The 22,747-nt window shown below is 63.7% G+C and carries 21 protein-coding genes; 7 read left to right on the top strand and 14 right to left on the bottom strand.

Annotated features, from left to right (window positions below; translation table 11 throughout):
- Nucleotides 1–73 precede the first annotated feature (73 nt).
- The 6 genes from radC (at nt 74) to ACNAZS_RS11390 (ending at nt 5,413) form a co-directional block, all read left to right on the top strand.
- Nucleotides 74–568 carry a RadC family protein gene (gene radC, locus ACNAZS_RS11415; RefSeq protein WP_009459650.1) on the top strand — a complete coding sequence of 165 codons (495 nt, stop codon included), beginning with the start codon at nt 74–76 and terminating at the stop codon, nt 566–568.
- 161 nt (nt 569–729) lie between these two features.
- Entirely contained in the window at nt 730–1,176 is a 447-nt protein-coding gene (locus ACNAZS_RS11410; protein WP_009459649.1) for a TIGR03757 family integrating conjugative element protein, read from the top strand.
- The gene (locus tag ACNAZS_RS11405) at nt 1,173–2,120 is read left to right on the top strand and encodes a TIGR03756 family integrating conjugative element protein (protein WP_019726343.1); all 948 of its coding nucleotides are present in this window, start codon (nt 1,173–1,175) and stop codon (nt 2,118–2,120) included. Before ACNAZS_RS11410 ends, ACNAZS_RS11405 begins: the two co-directional genes overlap by 4 nt.
- Before the next feature lie 9 nt (nt 2,121–2,129).
- Complete coding sequence (locus tag ACNAZS_RS11400; RefSeq protein WP_009459646.1) at nt 2,130–3,524, top strand: integrating conjugative element protein; 1,395 nt, start codon at nt 2,130–2,132, stop codon at nt 3,522–3,524.
- Nucleotides 3,521–3,877 carry a hypothetical protein gene (locus tag ACNAZS_RS11395; RefSeq protein ID WP_009459645.1) on the top strand — a complete coding sequence of 119 codons (357 nt, stop codon included), beginning with the start codon at nt 3,521–3,523 and terminating at the stop codon, nt 3,875–3,877. The genes ACNAZS_RS11400 and ACNAZS_RS11395 overlap by 4 nt, the downstream gene beginning before the upstream one ends.
- 15 nt (nt 3,878–3,892) lie before the next feature.
- A complete protein-coding gene (locus ACNAZS_RS11390; protein ID WP_019726345.1) occupies nt 3,893–5,413 on the top strand; it encodes a conjugal transfer protein TraG N-terminal domain-containing protein in 1,521 nt (506 codons plus the stop codon).
- Nucleotides 5,414–5,424: 11 nt separating this feature from the next.
- Here ACNAZS_RS11390 and ACNAZS_RS11385 read toward each other — a convergent pair whose 3' ends face one another.
- The 3 genes from ACNAZS_RS11385 to ACNAZS_RS11375 all read right to left on the bottom strand — a co-directional run bounded on the left by ACNAZS_RS11385 (nt 5,425) and on the right by ACNAZS_RS11375 (nt 7,146).
- Nucleotides 5,425–5,790: a DUF3742 family protein gene (locus ACNAZS_RS11385; protein ID WP_009459638.1), complete on the bottom strand. Its 366-nt coding sequence runs from the start codon at nt 5,788–5,790 to the stop codon at nt 5,425–5,427.
- Between the two features lie 84 nt (nt 5,791–5,874).
- Complete coding sequence (locus ACNAZS_RS11380; RefSeq protein WP_009459636.1) at nt 5,875–6,507, bottom strand: RES family NAD+ phosphorylase; 633 nt, start codon at nt 6,505–6,507, stop codon at nt 5,875–5,877.
- A 12-nt stretch (nt 6,508–6,519) separates the two neighbouring features.
- A complete protein-coding gene (locus ACNAZS_RS11375) occupies nt 6,520–7,146 on the bottom strand; it encodes a hypothetical protein (protein WP_009459635.1) in 627 nt (208 codons plus the stop codon).
- 317 nt (nt 7,147–7,463) lie between these two features.
- On the opposite strand from ACNAZS_RS11375, the gene mobH reads away from it, so the two are divergent.
- Entirely contained in the window at nt 7,464–9,302 is a 1,839-nt protein-coding gene (gene mobH / locus ACNAZS_RS11370) for a MobH family relaxase (protein WP_019726349.1), read from the top strand.
- Between the two features lie 80 nt (nt 9,303–9,382).
- Here the strand turns inward: mobH and ACNAZS_RS11365 are convergent, their stop codons facing one another.
- The 11 genes from ACNAZS_RS11365 to ACNAZS_RS11315 form a co-directional block, all read right to left on the bottom strand.
- Nucleotides 9,383–12,034, bottom strand: a complete 2,652-nt coding sequence (locus ACNAZS_RS11365; protein ID WP_019726350.1) for an excinuclease ABC subunit UvrA — start codon at nt 12,032–12,034, stop codon at nt 9,383–9,385.
- A gap of 25 nt (nt 12,035–12,059) precedes the next feature.
- The gene (gene nhaA / locus ACNAZS_RS11360; RefSeq protein ID WP_019726351.1) at nt 12,060–13,925 is read right to left on the bottom strand and encodes a Na+/H+ antiporter NhaA; all 1,866 of its coding nucleotides are present in this window, start codon (nt 13,923–13,925) and stop codon (nt 12,060–12,062) included.
- 60 nt (nt 13,926–13,985) lie between these two features.
- The gene (locus tag ACNAZS_RS11355) at nt 13,986–15,299 is read right to left on the bottom strand and encodes a replication-associated recombination protein A (RefSeq protein WP_009459628.1); all 1,314 of its coding nucleotides are present in this window, start codon (nt 15,297–15,299) and stop codon (nt 13,986–13,988) included.
- Nucleotides 15,300–15,350: 51 nt separating this feature from the next.
- Entirely contained in the window at nt 15,351–16,658 is a 1,308-nt protein-coding gene (locus ACNAZS_RS11350; RefSeq protein ID WP_019726352.1) for an NAD(P)/FAD-dependent oxidoreductase, read from the bottom strand.
- A gap of 18 nt (nt 16,659–16,676) precedes the next feature.
- Nucleotides 16,677–17,507, bottom strand: coding sequence for an S-formylglutathione hydrolase (fghA, locus tag ACNAZS_RS11345; RefSeq protein ID WP_007182551.1), 831 nt, complete (start codon nt 17,505–17,507; stop codon nt 16,677–16,679).
- Nucleotides 17,508–17,565: 58 nt separating this feature from the next.
- On the bottom strand, nt 17,566–18,900 hold the full coding sequence (locus ACNAZS_RS11340; protein WP_019726353.1) for a DUF3422 family protein: 1,335 nt from the start codon (nt 18,898–18,900) through the stop codon (nt 17,566–17,568).
- Nucleotides 18,901–19,082: 182 nt separating this feature from the next.
- The gene (locus ACNAZS_RS11335; RefSeq protein WP_009459624.1) at nt 19,083–19,481 is read right to left on the bottom strand and encodes a VOC family protein; all 399 of its coding nucleotides are present in this window, start codon (nt 19,479–19,481) and stop codon (nt 19,083–19,085) included.
- A 43-nt stretch (nt 19,482–19,524) separates the two neighbouring features.
- Nucleotides 19,525–20,634, bottom strand: coding sequence for an S-(hydroxymethyl)glutathione dehydrogenase/class III alcohol dehydrogenase (locus tag ACNAZS_RS11330; protein WP_011871467.1), 1,110 nt, complete (start codon nt 20,632–20,634; stop codon nt 19,525–19,527).
- A gap of 59 nt (nt 20,635–20,693) precedes the next feature.
- Nucleotides 20,694–20,969, bottom strand: coding sequence for a formaldehyde-responsive transcriptional repressor FrmR (gene frmR, locus ACNAZS_RS11325; protein WP_007182548.1), 276 nt, complete (start codon nt 20,967–20,969; stop codon nt 20,694–20,696).
- A gap of 282 nt (nt 20,970–21,251) precedes the next feature.
- On the bottom strand, nt 21,252–22,142 hold the full coding sequence (locus ACNAZS_RS11320; RefSeq protein WP_009459621.1) for a carbon-nitrogen hydrolase family protein: 891 nt from the start codon (nt 22,140–22,142) through the stop codon (nt 21,252–21,254).
- Complete coding sequence (locus ACNAZS_RS11315; RefSeq protein WP_009459619.1) at nt 22,139–22,747, bottom strand: GNAT family acetyltransferase; 609 nt, start codon at nt 22,745–22,747, stop codon at nt 22,139–22,141. Before ACNAZS_RS11315 ends, ACNAZS_RS11320 begins: the two co-directional genes overlap by 4 nt.

Raw genomic sequence — 22,747 nt, 5'->3', positions numbered from 1 at the left:
CCTTGTTCGTTCCCTAGGAGGGCTGGCCCTCCTAGGGCGCGCGCCCTCCGATCTCACCGTCTGGAGGTTCGCCATGTCTTTTGTCGTCAACGACTCCTGCCCGGAGTCGCTTTCCGTCACCGCTGCCCAACACGAGGACTGGATCATCCAGCAAGCCATCGTGCTGCTGGAGAGGCGGGTTTTCAAAGCTGGACCGTGCCTCAGCCGACCGGCCGCTGTGCGGGACTATCTGCGCGTGAAACTGGTCGCTGAACCCAACGAGATATTCGCCGCTGTGTTCCTGGACAGCATGCACCAGGTGCTGGCCTACGAGCCATTGTTCAGGGGCACGATCAACTCGACTTCTGTTTATCCACGTGTCGTCGTACAGCGTGTGCTGGAGTTGAACGCCGCCGCGGTGGTCTTCGCGCACCAGCACCCCTCGGGCATCTCCGAGCCGTCGAGCGCGGATCGTGTGCTGACCCAGCAACTGCAGGCCGCGCTGGCGCTCATCGATGTACGGGTACTGGATCACATCATCGTAGGCCAAGGTTCCCCGTTCTCCTTTGCGGAGTCAGGCCTGCTGTAACGGTCGCATTGCTTCATTGATCCCCGCGGAGGCTTCGGCCTCCGTTTTTTTATGGCGCGGGACAAGCAGGTATGCGGGCAGCCCGCGATGCGCATTGTTTGTTGGGGTGGCATCGGGTTCGCGTTTGACTATGGCCCTGATCAACTTTCGGGGCACGCGACATGCCGGCATCCTTTTCCACGTTCGCGTCGGGCTGGCGAACCCTTGGTCTCGTCGTGGCGCTGCCGGCGTCCCTGGCCGTGTTCAGCCCCGTCGCCTTCGCAGCCGACGTACTGGTCGTCACCGACAGCCACCACCCGGTCAAGACCATGGGCGGCGAGCGGCTGATCGAGCTGGACGAAGCCCGCCGGATTGAAGCGGAGCTTTCTGCGGAACTGCCCGCCGCCCCCGAACAGGCGGCGGCCACCGTCAAGCGTCGGCTGAGCCAAGGCGGCGCCGACCTACAGCGCCGCATCGCTTCCGCATACCAGGGCGTCACCGACGCATGGAGCCTGGGCATCACCAGCATCCCGGCTGTCGTGGTGGATCAGCGCTACGTGGTCTATGGCGAGCCGGATGTGGCCCGCGCTGTCGCGCGCATCGAGCAGCGTCGGAGGACCCAGCCATGACGCGACCATTCGACCTGATGCGCCGCATGCGGGCCGGCGTGGCTTCCTTGCTGCTGCTCAGCGCCACGGGTAGCTACGCCTTGAACACCACCGCCATCGTTGCCTCGGTGGCCTCGCCCGATTGCTTGGAGTACCGGGTGGTAGGTATCTGCTACTGGCTCTACTGCACCTGGGGAGGATGCACGGTGCGCACCTCTGTCAAGGTGCGCCACTACATCCCCGATGCGGTCGTCTCCAGCTACAGCAACACGGGCGAGAACCCGTGGGTCGAAGTCCGGGCGATGAGTACGGCCAATCCGTCCGCCCAAGCGGGGGGCGATGGAACGACGAACGAGGATCACGAAAACAATCTTGCGAAATTCAAGAACGCCGACGTGATCGGCCATCCCGGCGTCGAGGTGTTCAACCAGTTTGTTTCGTCCTCGGGCTACTTCTGCGAGGGCGCAGGAACGGCATTCATGCCGTATCTGCTCAGCACCTTGGACACGCTTGCCTGGCGCTACAACGTGCCCGAGATGGCCTACCCGGAGGCATTGATTCCCGGCATGCGCGAGGTCGGCGCACGCACCACGATGAACCTTTGGGGCAACGTGTATCCCCGCGGCGGCTTCCTGCACCAGACCGACGACCACAAATCGGGGGCCGTGGTGGCCCAGCGTGCGGGAGATATCGTCACTCGCCGGGGGCAGTTGCACGTGTACCAGCCGCTGCTTGCCAACGCCCGCGATGGCTACTGGCCCGCCGGCGCGCTGATGGAGGGTGATGCCTCGACTGGCAAGTGGCAGGAACTCACGCCCGTCCTGTCCTCGTCTTGCACGGTTTTCCCACGCACCGGCTTCCTGACCCAGGCCCAGCAAGGCGACTACGCCTGGGCACTGTGGCGGCCGTATGCCTGCTGCGAACGCCGTGGACAGGTGTTCCTTGGAAGCGTTGATTTCCTTTGAGGTGCCGCGATGAAGCGTTTCGACTCTATGCAGTTCTCCCCTCCGGCTCGTGGCAAGAGGATCTGTTTGGCGCTCACCGGCGCGTTGGTTCTGGCAAGCGGCGTGGCCTGGGGCCAACTGGGCTACCAGACCAGCGGCAACGTCATCGGCGATGACGTCATGTACTCCATCGGCGGCGGCAGCGCCGTTTCGATGGGTCGCGCAGCCGGCATGCGCTCGCTCGGCGTGGGTGTCGGCTGGAACAGCAATCTGATCTGCGGTGACATGAGCATCCAGACCACGTTGAAAAATCAGCTCAACGGCGTGACCAATGGCTTTCAGCAGATCATGTCCTCGGTGATCCAGAGTGCTACGAGTGCTGTGGCCTCCCTGCCGGCGTTGATCATCCAACGGGCTGATCCGGGCCTCTACAACCTGCTCACCAACGGCGTTCTGCAAGCGCGGCTGGATTTCGACCGCTCGAAGCTGACGTGCCGCGCCATGGCCGAAAAGATGGCCGAAACGGCCGGCGGCCAGCTCGGCTGGAGCCAGATGGCAGAGGGGTTGGCACTGCGCGATGCTGTTTCGAGCACGGATGCCGTCTCGGCCGTCGAGCAAGCCGAGACGCGCCGTGGCAACGACGGCGTGCCTTGGGTCGGGGGAAGCAATGCCGGCGGCTCCGGTCAGCCCGCGATCAAGGTGGTCGGCGACGTCACCCGCGCGGGCTACAACCTGGTCAATGGCCGCGGTGTGACCGACACATCGGCAATCGCACCGGCAAGTTGCGCGAGCCTGTCGTGCCAGACCTGGACCACGCCGCAAGCGGCCGTCGAGTGGGCGACGCGGGTGCTCGGCGAGAAGGAGCAGCGCACCTGCGACGCCTGCACCAAGACGGAGACGGTGCCCGGCGTCGGGCTGACGCCGCTGATCCAGGATGAGTACGATGCCAAGCTGCAGGCGCTCCAGGACCTGGTCTCCAAGGCGAAGAACACGACGCCCGAAAACCTGCGCGAGGCCGGCAGCGCGTCGCTGCCCATCACACGCGGAGTGATCGAGGCACTGCGCGACGAGCCGGACCAGCACCTGCTGTCGCAGCGCCTGGCGTCCGAGGTTGCGCTGGCGTCGGTGCTGGAGAAAGCGCTACTGCTGCAACGCACGCTGCTGACCGGCAAGAAAGAGCCCAACGTGGCGGCCAACCAGCTCGCCGTGGAAGCTGTGAACCACGAGAGCGACACGCTCGATCGCGAGATCCGCAACCTCAAGACCGAGCTGGAGCTGCGCCGGGAGCTGGCAAACAATTCGCCCATGGCGATCATCCAGCGCCACGGCACGCGCGCGGCGGGCTCGCGTGGGATCTACGAAGGCGATCCGGTGCCTGACCGCCTCGATCAGTTGCAGAAGGGCAATCCGGGAGGCCGGCCATGAGCCCGATGCGTGCGGCCTGGCTGCGCCCGCGCTGGCTGTTCAGCCGGCGCGCAGCAAAGGCGCTGCTGTGGACGGTGGTACTCGCGGCCGTCGCCGTGTGCGCCAACATCGTTGGCATCTACCTCGTCGGAAGCGTCGCAGGCTGGGAGCGTTGGCTGGCGGCAGCAGCGGGCTACTTCCTGGTCTGGCGGCTGTGCCTGTACGGCGCGACGGCCTACGGCTGGGTCTGGATGCGTCGCCGACTGCTGGCGCGCGAGGACGACGCGCAAGCGCGGCGCCGCCTGGTGCGCAGCGAGATCGCCGGCGTCGTTGCCATCGTGGCGCTTGAAGCCAGCCTGTTGATGCAGGGCTGAGGGGAGATCCGAGCCATGACGCTTTTCGCGACCGACTACCTGGAGTACTACCTGACCCTGGTTTCCTGGATCGTCAACAACGGCATCTGGGCGGTACTGGTATCCAGCGGGGTATTCGCACTGCCCTTCGTGGCGATCATCGTGCAGGAATGGCTCAAGGCCCGTGGGGAGGGTGCAGACGAAGGCAATAAGGGCGTGCTCTCGGCCGCACGCATTGAGAACCGGGTGTTCGTCGCCATCGTGGTCGTGATGTTCGCCGGCATCCCCTTCATCGACGTGGACCTCAACACCATTCAGTACGACAGCTCGCGCTCGGCTCAATGCCAGGTCAGCGTGCCGCAGCCCACGGATACCGGCTGGTCCCAGTCCTTCAGCACCATCAACAACCAGAGTGCCAAGGTGCCGGTCTGGTGGGCATTCATGCACGCGCTCTCGCGCGCCGTCACCAGTGCCTCGGTGGCAGCGATCCCGTGCGGAACAGACCTGCGACAGATGCGCATGGAGATCGACGCTACCCGCATCAACGACCCGGTGCTGGCTCAGGAAGTGGCCGATTTCACACACGACTGCTACGGGCCAGCACGCGCTAAATTGTTCATGGCGCGACCGGAGCTGGACGAAGCTCAAATGAACGACGTGACATGGATCGGTTCGAGGTTTTTCACGGACACCGGCGGCTACTACGACAGCTACCGCTCCAGCACGGCGCGCGAGTCATGGCCCTATGACGACACTCGCGACGCAGGGCTTGCGCAGGTGGCCAGTGGCGGCGGCTACCCGACTTGCAGGCAGTGGTGGGCCGATGGCAGCAACGGCCTGCGAGCACGGCTGCTGAGCCAGGTGGACCCCAGCCTGTTGAATCGCTTGGCGGGCTGGGCCGGGTTCCTCAGCCGTACCGAGGTGGACGATTCGGTGGTCCGTACCATCGCGTCACCGCGACAGCAGAAGCTCAACCAGGGTTCGGTCTATACCGACTACGGCGGCCAGATCGACAAGACCCTGCCGAACATCGTGACGCGGGCCACGGGGGACGTAGGAATGGCGGTCGGGGCACTTGCCGCATTCCCTGCCATGGACGTGGTGCGCCAGGCGCTGCCCATGGTGCTTGCCTTGCTCAAGATGGCGCTGGTCATCTGCATCCCGCTCGTGCTGGTCGTCGGCACCTATGACCTGAAGACGGTCGTCACCGTCAGCGTCGTGCAGTTCGCGCTGTTCTTCACCGATTTCTGGTTCCAACTCGCTCGCTGGATCGACAGCACCATCCTCGATGCGCTCTATGGGTGGGGCTTCGGCTGGAACCGGCCGCACACTAACTTCGATCCGCTGGTGGGGTTGAACAATGCCTTTGGCGACCTGCTCCTGATGTTCGTCATGGGCACGATGTTCCTGGTCTTGCCGGGTTTTTGGCTTGCGAGCCTTACTTGGGTTGGGATTCGGGCTGGACACGTCATCCAAGGGCTTTCGGATGGCAGCAAGAGTGCCGGCCAAGCAGGCGGTAAGGGCGCTGGGGCCCTTACCGGAGGTAAGCTGAAGTAGCGCGGCGCCGGTCAGTCGTCGGTGTACAACTCGTGCGACGTATCGTTGTACAGGTTGGGATCGTAGCCCGGCGTCTTGCGCAGTTCGGTGAGGTCGGTGAAAGGCCACTCGTCTTCATCCGAGGTATTGGCAGCAGCAGCCCATCCCGCCACCACGACTCCCAACAACACGAGTGCGAACCAGAAGGCGACGTAGAGCAGCGCGCCCAGCACAGCCAGCTTGACCGCCCACAGCAGCACTGTGGCACCAACCGAAGGCACCCCTTTGACCATCAACCAATTCGATACCCGCCGTTCGCCACGCGCATAGGCACGCCATACACGGCCAAATGCGCGGCCGATACGTTCTGCGGTGCTGGTACGAGTTGTGGTGTTCATGGTCGTCTCCTGCTACTGAGGGATGTCTATTCCAGGGTGCTCCACTTCATTCCGTTTCAGGCTTCAATGTGTTTTCTCGCTGCTTCAGGACGCTTCGTCATCCGGTTCCACCGGGCCCGGGTCGGGTTCCACGCCGATGCGGTAGGTGGCAACGAAACGCGGCCAATCCACATGGTCAACCAGATCGATGTCCTCGATGACGCTGACCTTCGCTCCCGCACGCTCGAACAGGGCGATGCTCTTGGCGGGATAGTTGTTGCGCGACGGATAGAGCACTCCGTCGAACAGAGGTTGGCCGTCGTCGCCGACCATCGCATGCACCTGAGCGGACACCTGCTGCGTGTGCGTGTAGTCGCGGCTGGCCAACTGCTCCAGGTTCAGGCCAAAGTAGCCCGCCATGACGCTCGGTGCCGTGAGATCGGCCAGAAGCACGTCGGCCACCACCCCTACAGCGCGCACCATCCTGCCCTGGACTTCTTTCAATGCGATCGAGCGCTTCGCGTCATCAAGCCACTGATGCTTGTGAAACACCGACTCCATCAACGCCGTGGGCAGGTCGCGCCCCAGGTAGAGCACGCCGTAGGCTCGGGCCGGGTCGTCGTAGCGATTGGTGCTGCTGCGACCATAGTACAGCGGGCTGCCCCGATAGACGACGCGGCTCACATGCTGGAGCAGTTCACCGGCATCGATCAGAAAAGAAGGCAGCTCGTGGTTCATGGCAGTCTCGCTTCAATGCACCTGAACGCCCAGCACGTTAAACACGGCCTCGGCCACGGCGTCGATCGTGCCATGCGTCACCGCATCCACCGGCGAGCGACCGCCCAAGCCTTCGAGCGGTTCGGACAGTGCGCGGTAGATCGTCCAGTGATCGATACCCTCGACCTCCTGAAGCACGGTTTGGGTCAACTGCTGCTTTACCGGGTCGAGCTGCCAGTCGGGCAGCTTCTGACCGCGCGGCCCCACGTTCAGCGCCAGCAGCCGACGCGCGAGGATGTCCTTGTAGATCTGCTGGCGCGACTTGTCCGCCAGCTTGGCGAACTCCGCGGGCGGCAGGTTGTGCGGCTGGTTGAAGGTTTCCAGTAGCACCGCACGGCCTCGCTGGACGTCGGTTTCATTCGGTGCCCAGCGCGTGTCGGCGCGCAGCGCGGCCGCCTTGCGTGCAAGGGCCTGCCCAACGGTCTCCCCCTGCAAGTTGGCGGGCAGTGTTACCGCTTCCACGCGCTCGTGGACGAACGCCTGCAACTCGGCCGCGAAAGCCGTGGCATCCCGGATTTCGACGGTATCCGCGAAGCGGCGTACATCTTCCACCGTGACGCGCGGCAGACGGTCGGCAATGAATTCAATGGCAGTGGGCATGGTCATCTCCCAAGTAGGTTTGAGACAGGTTTCACTCTAGTCGCCTTTGTCGCGTTTGTCAACTTTGACGCCTAGAAAGCAACCTACCCGGCGGAAGCAGCGCCTTCGCAGCATAGACCGAGGCCAGCGCCTGGTCGCCGTCCAATGCATTCGAGCGGGTTCCACATTGACGGTGGAGCCGCGATCCAGGCCCCGCTATACCGAAACGGTTAAAGGCCAAAGGGTCGAAATGGCAAGGGAATGGGGTGCAAGGGGAAAGGCCCTACCTCGAAAAGGCCAAAAGGCCTCCCGGTCGGCCCGTCATTAGGACACCTCACATGCTCTCCCTGTTCCAGCGAAAACGGCCCCCGGTCGCTGCCGCACCGACGCCATCACCCGTCACCGACCTCCCGAAAGGGCTGCTGCGTCCTGAGTCGGCCGCATCGCTGCTGGCCACCCCACGCCGGCAGAAGCTGCTGGAGCACATCTGGCAGCGCACGTCGCTCTCACACCGGCAATTCGTCACCCTGTACCGCACGCCCCTGGAACGCTACGCCGAACTGGTCCAAGCCTTTCCGGCCTCCGAAGCGCATCACCATGCCTATCCGGGCGGCATGCTCGACCACGGCCTGGAGATCGTGGCCTACAGCCTGAAACTGCGGCAGTCCCATCTGCTGCCCATCGGTGCCAGTCCCGAAGACCAGGCGGCGCAGTCCGAAGCCTGGACCGCCGCCGTCGCCTATGCTGCGCTGCTCCACGATATTGGCAAGATCGCCGTCGATCTACACGTCGAACTGGCCGACGGCAGTACTTGGCATCCGTGGCATGGCCCGCTGCACCAGGCGTACCGATTTCGCTACCGTGACGACCGCGAATACCGCCTGCACAGCGCCGCAACAGGCTTGCTCTATCGCCAACTGCTCGACCGCCACGTCCTGGACTGGCTCAGCGACTATCCGGCTCTCTGGGCACCGCTGCTCTATGTGCTGGCCGGTCAGTACGAACATGCCGGTGTACTGGGGGAACTCGTCGTGCAAGCAGACCGGGCGTCGGTGGCCCAGGAGCTGGGCGGCGATCCGGCGCGCGCCATGGCCGCGCCTAAGCACGCACTGCAACGCAAGCTGCTGGACGGGTTGCGCTACCTGCTCAAGGAACAGTTGAAGCTGAACCAGCCGGAAGCCTCCGATGGCTGGCTCACCGAGGATGGTTTGTGGCTGGTGAGCAAGACGGTCTCGGACAAACTGCGCGCACACCTCCTGTCTCAGGGGATCGATGGCATTCCTGCGAACAACACCGCCGTGTTCAACGTGCTGCAGGACCACGGCATGCTCCAGCCCACCTCGGACGGCAAAGCGGTCTGGCGCGCGACCGTCACCAGCACGACCGGCTGGTCCCATTCGTTCACCCTGTTGCGTCTCGCTCCCGCGCTGATCTGGGAGTCTGGCGAGCGACCAGCACCTTTCGCAGGCACGGTAGAGATCGACGCGACGCCCGCAGAAAACGACGCCAGCATGTCGGCTCCCGTGCCAACCGTCTCGGTGAACCCAGCGCAGGGAGGTCAAGAGCCTCCAATTTGGGAGGACGACAGCACCACCATCGTTTCACCGCCCGCGGCCCAGCCCGTGCCCGACGTCATGGAGGACTTGCTCGCGATGGTGGGCTTAGGTGAGTCGGCCGGCGTTGGACAGGATGCCGAAGAGTTCCTCCACCCTCCCGCGCCAGCAACAGCCGCGACGTCCATTCCATCACCTGTACCCGCGCCTACGCCTGGGTCATCGGCAACGAAGCCATCCACGGAACAGTTCATGGTTTGGCTGAAGCAGGGAATCACCTCACGACGGCTCATCATCAACGACGCGAAGGCGCTCGTGCATACGGTGAATGACACGGCCTACCTGGTCAGCCCGGGTGTGTTCCAACGCTATGCGCAGGAGCATCCCGAAGTGGCCGCGCTCGCCAAGCAGGAGAATCAACAGGATTGGCAGTGGGTGCAGAAGCGCTTCGAGAAGCTGCAGCTACATCGCAAGCACCCCAATGGCCTGAACATTTGGACCTGTGAAGTCACGGGCCCGAGGAAGTCCCGCCGACTGCATGGCTACCTCCTTGAAGATGGGTCCTTGGCATTCCCCGAAATACCGCCCAACAATCCCTATCTTGCTCTGACTCAGGAAGGATGACGCGATTCGGGCATTGATCGCCACCGTCGTTTGGCGACGATCAATACCCCGCGAAAGCTGGCAACATTTGGCGAACTGAGCTACTCGGCCCGCGCCAACTCCTGCGCAAGGAACGGAGCGGTTCGGCTGCCAGACGTTCGGGCCACCTGCTGAGGGGAGCCCGCCACCACGATGCTGCCGCCGGCAGCGCCTGCACCAGGCCCCACGTCGATCACCCAATCGGCCTGAGCCACCGCGCGCATATCGTGCTCGATCATCACCACGGTGTTGCCGGCATCGACCAGGCGCTGCAACTGCACCAGCAGCCGGTCGGCATCGGACGCATGCAGCCCGGTGGTTGGCTCGTCGAGCACGTACAGGCTTCGGCCGCGCTGGCTGCGCTGAAGCTCGGTCGCCAGCTTGATGCGCTGCGCCTCGCCACCGGAAAGTTCCGTGGCCGGTTGCCCCAGGCGCAGATAGCCCAATCCGATATCGCGCAGCAATTGCAGGGGCCGGGCCACGGCGTCTTCACCCGCAAAGAATTCGCTGGCTTCGTCCACGGTCATCTGCAGCACCTCGGCGATGTTGCGCCCGTTCCATTGCACCTTCAGCGTGGCCTCGTTGTAGCGTGCGCCATGGCACGTCGGACACGGGGCGTACACGCTGGGCATGAACAGCAACTCCACACTGACGAAGCCCTCGCCCTCGCAGGTCTCGCAACGCCCCTTAGCCACGTTGAACGAGAAGCGCCCGGCGTCATAGCGGCGGCGTCGCGCATCGGGCGTGGCGGCGAACAGCTTGCGCACGTGGTCGAACAGGCCGGTGTAGGTGGCCAGGTTGGACCGGGGCGTGCGCCCGATCGGCTTCTGGTCCACCTGCACCAGGCGCTGTATGGCGTCCACGTCGCCCGCCAGATGACCGCCAGTCGCTTCGATCACTGCCGGCCCTTCGCTGGTGGCGCTTTCGGCCGCGTCGTCCTCGGGCTCGTGGCCCAGGTGCAGTAGCACCAGCTCCGGCAGCGCCTGCGCGACGAGGCTGGACTTGCCCGAGCCGGAGATGCCGGTGACGGCCGTCAGCACGCCCAGCGGAATGCGTGCGTCCACGCCATGCAGGTTGTGACGATGGATGCCCTGCAGCTCCAGCCAGCCGGTCGCTTCGCGTGCCCGGCTTCCCGGCGCGGCGATTTCGTCGAACAGATAGCGGGCGGTGCGCGATTCGGCAATCTTGCGCAGGCCGTCCGGCTCGCCGCTGTAGAGCACGCGGCCGCCACGCTCCCCGGCATCCGGCCCCACATCCACCAGCCATTGCGCGCGGCGCATCAGGTCCAGGTCGTGCTCGACCACGAACACCGAGTTGCCCGCGTCACGCAGCCGGTCGAGCGCGTCGTACAGCGCCTGGCTGTCGGAGGGGTGCAACCCCGCCGAGGGCTCGTCGAGCACGTACACAACACCGAACAGCAGGGAACTCAATTGCGTGGCCAGCCGCAGGCGCTGCAACTCGCCGGCCGAAAGCGTCGGCGTGGCCCGGTCCAGCGTCAGGTAACCCAGGCCCAGCCCACGCAGTTGACGCAGGCGCGCCATCACACCGCCGGCCAGGCGCTGCGCGGCGAGGCGCTTTTCTTCCGACAGCGCGGAGGTGCGGCGCACGTCGGGCGATACCGCATGGACGGCACGGCCGGAGGCCGCGCGTTCGGCACGGTCGCGTCGGGTCGCTTCCTTGTCCGTAGCCGCCCCCGCTGCATGGGCGCGGAAATCGCCCTGGGCAATGGGTTCGAGCAAGGCCGCCAACTGGTCCAGCGGCATCTGCATGAACGCGCCGATGTCCACGCCGGCGAAGGTGACCGACAGCGCCTCGGGCTTGAGCCGCTTGCCGTGGCAGGTGGGGCACGGCTTGCCCTCCATGAACCGGGACACGCGCTTTCTCATCAGTGCGCTTTGGGTATTGGCAAAGGTGTGCAGCACATACCGCCGGGCGCCGGTGAAGGTGCCCATGTAGCTCGGCTCCATCTTGCGCTTGAGCGCCGTGCGGGTCTCGGCGGGCGTGAAGCCGGCGTACACCGGCACTGTCGGTGTTTCCTCGGTGAACAGAATCCAGTCGCGGTCCTTCTTCGGCAGGTCCTTCCACGGTCGGTCAACGTCGTAGCCCATGCTGACCAGGATGTCGCGCAGGTTCTGGCCTTGCCAGGCGGGGGGCCAGGAGGCGATCGCCCGCTCGCGGATGCTCAGGGAGGGATCGGGCACCATGATGGCCTCGGTCACCTCGTACACATGGCCCAGGCCGTGGCAGGTCGGGCACGCTCCCTGCGGCGTGTTGGGCGAAAAATCCTCGGCGTACAGCATCGGCTGGTTGGCTGGGTAGGCGCCGGCGCGCGAATACATCATCCGCACCAGGCTGGACAGGGTGGTCACACTGCCCACGGAGGAACGCGCGTTGCTGGAGCCCCGCTGCTGTTGCAACGCCACCGCCGGCGGCAGGCCGTCGATCGCATCGACGTCCGGCACGCCGGCCTGGTCGATCAGGCGCCGCGCATAGGGGGCCACCGACTCGAAGTAGCGCCGCTGCGCCTCGGCGTAGATGGTGCCGAAGGCCAGCGAGGACTTGCCGGAGCCGGAAACGCCGGAGAACACCACCAGCGCGTTACGCGGGATGGAAACGTCCACCTCTTTGAGGTTGTTCTCGCGCGCGCCGCGCACTTCCACCATGCCGCTGGCCGCAGCGGTACAAGAGGATTCACCGAAAGAATTGTTTGGCATGTTCTTATCCTGTAGTTCGTCCCGCTCAGGACGGGACTTCCTGAGTTCGGGGGCCGCGGCGACTGGCTTCGAGCGCCGCGGTGACAGTGCGGGCGTCGTAGCTGCCGCGCAGACGACGACCCTCGACGAAGAACGTCGGCGTGGCGTGCGCACCGCTGGCGACGGCACTGGCGAGGTCGCGCTCGACACGCTCGATCACCGCGGTGCTGTCGAGATCCGCGATGAACCGTTCGACGTCGAGCCCAAGCTCGGCGGCGTAGCCGATCAGATGCTCGCGCTCCAGCGCATGCTGACGGGTGAACACGAAGTCCAGCCACGGCCAGAACATCCCCTGGTTCGCCGCTGCCTCGGACGCCCGCGCGGCAATCGGCCCGTGCGGGTGGTGCGGCAGATGGCGCACCACATACCGCAGGTCGTCCCCGAAGTGGGCGCGCAGATCGTCCCACGAACCGGTGGCGTGCGCACAGTACGCGCACTCGAAGTCCACGTACTCGACGAGTGTGAGCTGGGCGTCCTCCGGCCCGCGGATGTGATCGATCTCCGGATCGACCGGTGGCTCAAGCACCATCGGCAGGTCAGCGGTCTTCTCACCCCACCGCTGGGCGGCGACCTTGAAGATCAGCCACCCGAGCAACGTGGCGAACACCATCGACACGAGCACGCCGACCGTCGCCTGGCGGCCCAAGTCGGAGGTCGTGCCGAACGCGAGCCCGATGATCAGCAGCGACACGGTGAACCCGATCCCGGACAGTGCCGCACCACCGAACACGCTGCCCACCCCGACGCCCTCGGGCAGCCGGCCCAGGCCGAGACGGACGGCGATGAGAGTGATGAGCCCGATGCCCAGGAGCTTGCCGAGCACGAGCCCTGCGATGACGCCCCACGTGACTGGCGAGCCGAAGGCCTCGGCGAGCAGCCCGCCACGCACGTCCACTCCGGCGTTCGCCAAGGCGAACACCGGCACGATCAGCAGCGCCGTCGGCAGCCGCAGGAACTCGTGCAATCGCTCGTTCACCGAGATACCCCGGGACAGCCCGCAGTCCACCGCGCGGGCCGATGCGGCACTCGGAGACTGCCAGAAGTCGCGGAACAGTTGTTTTGCCGCGACGACCTTGTGACGTTGCGTCGCGTAGGCGGGGATCAGCAGCCCCGCGGCCATCCCGGCGAGAGAGGCATGGATGCCGGAGTACACGGTTGCGAGCCACAGCACGATCACGATCAGCACATACGGCATTGCCCGCCACTGGCGGGTGCGCCCTAGCCGCCACAACGCAACGAGACTGGCGAGGGCGATCAACAACGGGACGATCCGAATCTCATCGCTATAGACGATGCCGATGATGGACACGGCGAGGAAGTCATCGACCACGGTCAGGGTGAGCAGGAACACGCGCAACTGACCGGATAGCCGCGGGCCGACGATCGCCAGGGTGCCCAGCATGAATGCCGTATCGGTGCCGACCACCGCCCCCCACCCGTGCAGGCCCTCACTTCCGGCCAGCCCCACGATCAGGACATACACCAGCGCGGGAAGCACGACACCCGCGACCCCCGCGATCAGAGCGAGACGGGCACGGCTGCGATCCCGGAGCGATCCGTGGGCGAACTCCTGACGCACCTCCAGGCCGATCAGGAAGAAGAAGACCACCATCAGGCCGTCGTTGACCCAGTGATGCAGGTCCATGTGCAGGCCCAGCGGCCCGAAGTCAAACCCGACGTCCAGGTGCCACAACTCGAAATAGGCATCGGATAGCGGCGAGTTCGCCCACGCCAGCGCCACGACCGTGACGATCACCAGCAGCACCGCAGCACCAGACTCCGTGCGCAGATAGCGGGCAACGCGTCCCCGGCTGATCTTCGCCGAGGATGCACCGAAAGAAGTGGCTGACATGTTCTTATCCTGTTCCTGTAGTTCGTGAAGTCGCGATGAGCCGGTTTCGGAGACGACCAGTCAGGCGTCCGCCTCTGGCAGCGTCCCATCATCCAGCGAGCGCAGCCAAGTAAGCCTTTCTCCCAGCCTGCGCTCAACACCTCTGTCCGTTGGCTGATACCAGCCCGGCCGCGCCACGCCCTCGGGAAAGTAGCTTTGCCCAGCGGCATAGCCGTTGGGCTCGTCATGGGCGTAGCGGTAGCCTTCGTGATACCCCATCTGCTGCATCAGCTTCGTCGGCGCATTGCGAAGATGGAGAGGCACAGGCAGGGAGCCGTTGTTCTTGACGAAGGCCTTCGCCTTGTTCCAGGCGGCATAGGCAGCGTTCGACTTGGGGGCGGCAGCAAGGTAGGTCGCCGCGTGGGCAATCGGTATTTCGCCTTCGGGGGAACCCAGCCTCTCATAAGCCAGCGCGGCATTGAGCGCCAGTTGCAGCGCCTGCGGGTCGGCATTGCCGATGTCTTCGCTGGCCACCACGATCATGCGGCGCGTCACCTGGCTGACGTCGCCGCTGCCGTCGAGGATGCGGGCCAGCCAGTACAGGGCCGCGTCGGGGTCGGAGCCCCGCAGCGACTTGTGGAAGGCGGAGAGCTGCCAGTAGAACTCGTCGCCGCCCTTGTCGAACCTGCGCAGTGATGGGCTGGTGGACAGTTTGGCAAACTCGCCATCGACCACGGCCTTGCCCGCGCCCGACGCAGCATTCGTCACCTGCTCAAGCAGATTGAGGAAGCGCCTGCCATCGCCATCGGCAAAGCCCTTGAGCAGATCCAGCGCGTCCGCGTCCAACGTGACGCCCTGGAGATGCGGCAGTGCGCGTTCGTAGAGCTGGTTCAGTTCGTCGCCGGACAGCGGTTCGAGGGTATAGACCTGCGCGCGCGAGAGCAGCGCGGAATTGACCGCCAGCCCCGGATGCTCGGTCGTCCCCCCCACCAGGGTCAGGAGCCCCGACTCGACATGGGGCAGTAGGGCATCCTGCTGCGCCTTGTTGAAGCGATGGATCTCATCGACGAAAAGCACCGTCGATCGACCATGGTTGTCCAGTTCTGCCTGGGCCTCGTCGATGGCTTGCCGGATGTCCTTCACCCCGGCAAGCACGGCCGAGATGGCGATGAATCGGCTGTCGGTCGCACTGGCGGCCAGGCGCCCCAGGGTGGTCTTGCCCACGCCTGGCGGCCCCCAGAGGATGAACGAGTGCAACTTGCCCGCCTCGAACGCGAGACGAAGCGGCTTGCCGGGGCCGAGCAAGTGCCGTTGCCCGACGAATTCATCCAGCGTCTTGGGCCGCAGGAGTTCGGCCAAGGGAGGCTTGGGCTTTGTCGTGAATAGATCGGTCAAGTTCCTCTCCCTGGCATTTCTGATAGTTGACGTTCCGATAACGTTGGCACCTCAATCCAGGGAGCCGGATTTGTCCAACGCCGCGGGCTCTTTGTCGCTAATCGCATGCATGATGATGCGAGAGCCGCGGTAGCCGATGCTGTGGTTCCATACCCAGCTCAAAGCGACGCTGAGACGATTTCGCGTACCGATCAGAAAGTAGATGTGCGCCAGCTTCCAGATCCACCACGCAAAGGCACCACGCAGCTTCACCCGCCCCATGTCAATCACCGCCAGGCTGCGGCCGATGGTGGCCAGGTTCCCCTGATGCCGGTATTTGAAAGGTCCGTCAGCGGGCTTGCCCTTCAAACGCCGTCCAATGAGGTTGGCGACGTACTTCCCTTGCTGTTTGGCGGCCGGGGCGATGCCCGGCACGGGCTTCCCATCGGCCATGGTGCACGAGGCTGTATCGCCGATGGCGAAGACCTCCGGCCGACCGGCCACCGTCAGGTCAGGGCCAACGACCACCCGACCCGCACGATCAGACGCAGCGCCCAGCCAGCGAGCCGCGGGAGACGCCTGGACTCCGGCGGCCCAGACGATGGTCTTGGCCGAAAGGGGCTTGCCACCGTACACCACGCCATCGGCCGAGCATTCGGTGACCGGCGTACCCAGCACGACCTCGACGCCGAGCTTTTCGAGCGCCTGGCGCGTATAGGCCGAAAGATCCTCTGGAAAGACGGACAACAGACGCGGGCCAGCCTCGATCAGTACAACCCGCGACGTGCTCGGGTCGATCGAGCGAAAGTCACGCGCCAGCGTGTCTCGTGCAAGCTCGGCGATGGTTCCGGCCAATTCAACCCCGGTGGGACCACCACCGATGATGACGAACGTCTGCAGCGCGGCACGCTGCTGAGGATCGCTCGTGCGCTCAGCCTCCTCGAAAGCCGCGAGGATTCGGCCCCGAATGGTCGTGGCATCTTCCAGCGTCTTCAACCCCGGCGCGAAAGCCCCCCATTCGTCGTGTCCGAAGTAGGCATGGGTAGCGCCTGTCGCGAGCACGAGCGTGTCGTAGGTTTGCCGCAATCCATTGTTGAGAATGACCTGACGCGCGTCCTGGTCGATACCTTCCACTTCCGCCATCAAGGTGTTCACTTCCGGGCGATTTCGGAAGAGATAGCGAATAGGCCAGGCGATCTCGGATGTCGAAAGTGACGCCCCTGCAACCTGGTAAAGCAAGGGTTGGAACAGGTGATGATTGCGCCGATCGATGATCGTCACATCGACCTCGGCACCAGCAAGCTGGTTGGCAACCTCGATCCCGCCGAAGCCCGCTCCGATAATGACGACGTGATGTCGGTTTTTGGAGGTCTTTGTCATGACCTGATCTCCTCTCTCTCAGCGTTTCAGCGCCGATGCGTGGTGTGCCATATGCTCGCCAATGAAACTGGCAATGAAGTAGTAGCTGTGGTCGTAGCCTGGGCGCAGATTCAACGTGAGCGGGTGCCCCGTCTCGTCGCAGGCCTTGCGCAGCAGGTCGGGCTGAAGCTGGCTCTCCAGGAACTCGTCGCCCAAGCCCTGGTCCACCAGCAACGGCAAACGCTCCTGCACGGTGCGAATCAGCTCCACGGTGTCGTACTGTTTCCACACCTCCCGATCGCTGCCCAGGTACGCCTCGAAGGCCTTGTGCCCCCAGGGAACCTGGGTGGGGGCGACGATGGGCGAGAAGGCCGAGACGCTTCGATAACGGCCCGGGTTGCGCAGGGCGATGACCAGAGCACCGTGTCCTCCCATGGAATGGCCGCTGATGCTCCGCTCCGCTGTCACGGGAAAGTGGGCCTCGATCAGCGCCGGCAGTTCCTGCACGACGTAGTCGTACATCCGATGATTCGCAGCCCAGGGTTCCTGTGTGGCATTGACGTAGAACCCCGCGCCCTGTCCGAGGTCATAGGCAGGATCGTCGGCAACGCCTTCGCCGCGAGCGCTGCTATCGGGCGCGACGACGGCAATGCCATGTTCGGCCGCGTAGCGCTGGACGGCGGACTTGGTGATGAAGTTCTGCTCGGTGCAGGTCAGGCCCGAAAGCCAGTACAGCACCGGCACTTTGCCGTGCTGCGCCTGCGGAGGCAGATAGACGCCGACCTTCATCGTGCAACCGAGCGTCGTCGATTCATGCTGATAAACGTCCTGCCAACCATCAAAGCTGGCGTGATGTTCGATGCGTTCCATGTAGTTCTCCTATGTTCAAAGGAACGGCGCAGCTCTCGCGCGCCAAGACGGCAGCTCGTCAGGAAGATTTCTCTTCCGCCACCGTGTCGCCGTGGGCATGCCTGATCCTGCGCACGATCCACCAGATCGTCAGCATCACCGCAGGCACCAGAACCGCCATCACCGGCGCCACGCTGTCGTGAACCATCGGAATGCCCTTGAGCAAGTAGCCGAGAAGACTCACGACGTAATAAGAAATTGCCGCGACCGACAGGCCTTCGACGGTCTGCTGAAGGCGCAATTGCATCTTGGCCCGGTTGTTCATCGACGCCAGCAGATCGCGGTTCTGGCGTTCAAGCTCAACGTCGATCCAGGAACGCAGCAACGCGATGGCCCGGGTCAGCTTGTCTGAGAGCTTGGCCTGGCGCTCCTTTACGGATTGGCATGTCCGCATGGCTGGAGCGATGCGGCGCTGCAGGAAATCCGCCCAGGTGCAGTACCCGGATACGGCCTCTTCCGAAAGCGCTGCCAGCCTTTCCTCGACGATCTCGTAGTAGGCACGGCTGGCACCGAAGCGATAGAGATTCGCCGCAACTCCAGCTTCCAGCTCGGCAGCCAGGCCGGTCAATTCGGACAGCAGCACGTCGCTGTCGCGCCGTTCCACCAAGCTCGTACACATCTCGTCGGTGATCGCCGCAAGGCGCGACTCCATGCGTCGCAGCTCCGACGTCATCGATCGTGTCAACGGCAGGGACAGCAACGCCAAGGTACGGTAGGTCTCGATCTCCAGCAGACGTTGAGCCAGCGCACCCGCCCGCGCCGGGGTCAAATCGCGGGCCAGGACGAGGATCTGCGTCAGGCCATCCTCATCCTGTCGGAAGTCGGTCAGAATGGCGGCAGAGCCGTTCTCCACCAGCGAGTAGCACAGGCTGGCAGGATCGAAGCGATCGGCCTCCTTCTCCGTTTCCGGCGTCCACGGAAGAAGTCTCAAACGGATGCCGGATACGACCGGGCCGGGAGGCACAAATCCATGCCTGAACGGGTTTTCGCCGCACGGCTCTCCCGTCTCGGAATCCAGCGAAGCGCACCAGAGATACGTCGAGAACTCGGTGTGCTTTTCACAGTGCAGGTCTCCTTCGTCCCATGTCACGCCGTGAAGCGGCGTAGCATGGTCGGGTTCGGCAACGCCGAAGCGATGAGACAACTCGCTCATCGCCATCTGATCCTTGGCCTGGTCGCCTTCGGTCATGAAAGCGAGCTGCAATATGCCGCGCGGGGCCTGAATCAACAGATGCGGGCGCGCATGCACTTCACCCACGGCGGCAGCACGATCGGTGTAGGCCGGCATGCCGTACACGGTGGCGGTCGGGGTGGGTTGTACGGTCGTCGTATTTATGTTGGCCGGCTCTTTCATAACGACCTCATTTCTTCTTGGTTGAAAAACACGCTTCAAAGCAAATGCCCGCAGCCATGCGTTTCGCACATGGCTGCGGGCCGATCTTCATGAGCAGACACCGCTCTACACGGTCCGTCTAATAGGCTCGCCGTGTAGAGGCTTGTGCTGGCCCTTTCAGAACGCCCTCAGCTTCCTAGCTTTCAGACGAAGGTGTACGAGCAGACCTTGTTGCCCGCCGGATCACGCAGGTAGGCCGCATAGGCACCCGGCAGGTGGCCACGCGGGCCAGGCTGGCCCTCGTCGGTGCCGCCTGCGGCAAGGCCGGCGGCGTGGAAGGCATCCACTTCGGCGGGAGTGGCGGCCGCAAAGCCGACCGTCACGCCGTTGCTCGAAGGCGCTTCACCATTGCCCGGACGGGCGATGATGAAAGCCGGCTTTTCGCGACCGAAAAGCACCCATCCGTTGCCGAAAGGACCGAGGTTCTTGATGCCGAGAGCACCCAGGGCGGCGTCGTAGAACGCGGCCGACTTCTGGACGTCGGCGGCGCCGATGAAGACGTGCGAGAAGATGCCGTCGCCGGAAATGACAGGAGTGGACATGGTTAGTTTCCTTGATGGTTGGTGTTGAATGGATAGTGGGTGATCAGTAGTGGATCACCGTGCGAATCGACTTGCCTTCATGCATCAGGTCGAAGGCGTGGTTGATCTCGTCGAGACCCATGGTGTGGGTGACGAACGGGGCGAGATCGATCTCGCCTTTCATTGCGTCTTCCACCATGCCCGGAAGTTGGGTACGCCCCTTGACCCCGCCGAAAGCAGAGCCCTTCCAAGTCCGGCCGGTGACCAACTGGAACGGACGGGTCGAGATTTCCTTGCCGGCACCGGCGACACCGATGACGATCGACTGGCCCCAGCCACGATGGGCAGCTTCCAGAGCCGAACGCATCACGTTGACGTTGCCGATGCACTCGAAGGTGTGATCGACACCCCAGCCGGTCATCTCGATGAGAACCTCGTGAATCGGCTTGTCGAAGTCCTTCGGATTGAGGCATTCGGTCGCGCCGAAGGTACGAGCCAGCTCGAACTTCGCCGGATTGGTATCGATGGCGATGATGCGGCCCGCTTTGGCCTGGCGTGCACCCTGAATCGCGGCGAGACCGATGCCGCCGAGGCCGAAGATGGCCACCGAGTCGCCCGGCTGCACTTTGGCCGTGTTGTGCACGGCGCCGATGCCGGTGGTCACGCCGCAGCCCAGCAGGCAGACGTGCTCGGGATTGGCGTCCGGGTTGATCTTGGCCAGCGAGACTTCGGCGACGACCGTGTATTCGCTGAAGGTCGAGCAGCCCATGTAGTGGTAAAGCGGCTGACCGTTGTACGAGAAGCGAGTCGTACCATCGGGCATCAGCCCCTTACCCTGGGTTGCACGAACCGCGACACACAGGTTGGTCTTGCCGGACTTGCAGAACAGGCACTCGCCGCACTCGGCGGTATAGAGGGGAATGACGTGATCGCCAGGCTTCACGCTGGTCACACCTTCACCCACCTCCACGACGATACCCGCACCTTCATGACCCAGCACGACCGGGAAGAGACCTTCGGGGTCGTCGCCCGACAGGGTGAAGGCGTCGGTATGGCAAACGCCGGTGTTCGTGATCTTGATGAGCACCTCGCCCTTGCGCGGCGGCTCGACGTCGATCTCGACGATTTCCAGCGGCTTTCCTGGCCCGAAGGCAACTGCTGCACGTGATTTCATGATGTCGCTTCCTTTACTAGCTAACTAAATTTGCCCTCACCGAGGGCACCCTGGTGCCTCTACCGCAGATAGGAGCGGACGATAGAGATGGTCTCGTCAATGGACTTGTTCTGCGAATCGCTCCTGATTTCGCTACTGGGAAACTCTTCCCGCAGATAGCTCTCCAGAACCGTTGCCATCAATCCGTTGACTGCCCCACGAACGGCCGCAAGCTGCTGAAGAATTGCAGGACATTCCGCACCTGCATCAAGCGCTTGCTCAAGAGTCGCTACCTGACCTTTGATGCGCCTGATGCGCGTCAGTGCTTGCTTCTTTTCTTCCGGGCTGTGTGGCATCGAACACCTCTCTACTTGGGTACACCGCCGCATTATACAATACTCCCCCATAGTATATGCGGCCGAACTTCGCCACAAAATCTGTGCTCTTCGAGCACGCTTACAGGCTAGTACAGATTTGTTCCCAAGAAGCGCAAAACATTCAAATTAATGAATATTTCTTGCATGTATCGACAGCATCGGGGCAAGTTCAAAACTGGTCAAACTGGAAAAATCTATGCGCAGATAGACGTGGCCTATCTAAGCCGACTCATCGAACTGAAGCTAACAAGATGAGACCGGCTAGGCGACCTGACGACCCGAATACCGAGCCTTCCGCAGTGCAGGCAACATCTGGCCGTCCCAGTCACGATCGACCGCAACCTGGGCCTGTTCCTGGTTTCGTTCGAGTGCTTCAACGTCAAGATCACCGATCGCCCATGTCTGCGTGCCGCAAGTCGTCGCGAGAATGCCATCATCCGGGAATCCACGATCCATTGGTGCATAGATCGTGGCCTCGCCAGTGTTCGTGTCCAACGCCGGACTCCAGTCAGCAGCTCCGGTCGTCACGGCCTGCGCGATGAACATTCGGTTCTCCAGCGCCCGCGCCATGCAGCCCACACGGACCCGGGTTGCACCTGCTTGGGTGTCGGTACAGCTCGGGACCAGCAGCAGGCGCACTCCCGCCTCTCTCTGGGCTCGCACGGGCAATGGAAACTCACTGTCATAGCAAACAGCGATGCCGGCACGCACACCGTTCAGGTCGAACACCTTGAGTTCGTCGCCACCTTCGATGACGCCGGTGTCCTTCTCGAACCCCGTCAACTGCAGTTTGTCCTGGTAGTCGCGTGTACCGTCAGGCGCAAACCACCAAGCTCGGTTGCGGTAGCGGTCCAAACCAACCTGGGTCAAAAACGTACCGGCCTGAATGGTCATGCACAACTCGCGCGACAGGTCGGCATACAGTGCCAGCCAAGCAGGCTGCAAGGCCTGCAGCGCGGCCAGAGAGGCGTTGAAATCACGGCGGATGCTAGGCTTGAACGTTGCAGCCAGTTCGAGGGATAGATACTCGGGCAACACGGCCAGTTCCGCTCCGCCACGGCGCGCCTCCTCCAGAACCAGTCGCTGCCGCGCAGCAAATGCCTCGAAGTCCGTCGGCTTACCCACTGCATATTTCGCAACTGCTACTTTCACTTCGCGTTCTCCAGAGAGTGCAGCCACATCGTGAGCGTCTGCTCGGTTTCGGTCGGCTCACCCACCTCCTTCCAGGGCAGCGTAACCTTCATGTCCGACTGTCGCACGTAGCCACGACGGGTCCAGAAGGCATCATTACTGCGGTAGTTGGAAGGACGCCGGGGATCGTCGTCTGCTCGATCCACCGACGCGAACGATGTCCACTGCATGCCGCCCAACGAACGGGCATGCGCTTCGCGTTCGTCAAAGAAGCGATGGCCCAGGCCAAGGCCCCGAAAGGCTGGGAGCAGGACTGATTCGCCGCAGTAAAACACTGCCTCCATCGGGATTCCTCGATCGGCGAACGGTACCTGGAAGGCCGGCTCCGTATCGCCGAGCGGCAACCCCGTGGACGCACCCACAACCACGTCATCAGCGAGCACGAGCACCAACAGGCTGTCTGCCGAACGGGCGTACATGGAAAGGTAGTGCTTCTCGTATTCGATGTCGCCCTCGTACAGGTATGGAAAGCTGCGGAAGACCTTCGCCCGCAGATGTGCCACGGTGTCGAACCATTCGGCAATGTCCGGCCCACGACGAACCAGCACCTGCACGTCGCTGGTCAT

Source organism: Bordetella tumulicola, assembly GCF_965138755.1.
Classification (GTDB): Bacteria; Pseudomonadota; Gammaproteobacteria; order Burkholderiales; family Burkholderiaceae_B; genus Bordetella_A; species Bordetella_A tumulicola.
Note: the sequence above shows the minus strand (reverse complement) of the source record. Positions and strands in the feature narration are given on the sequence as shown.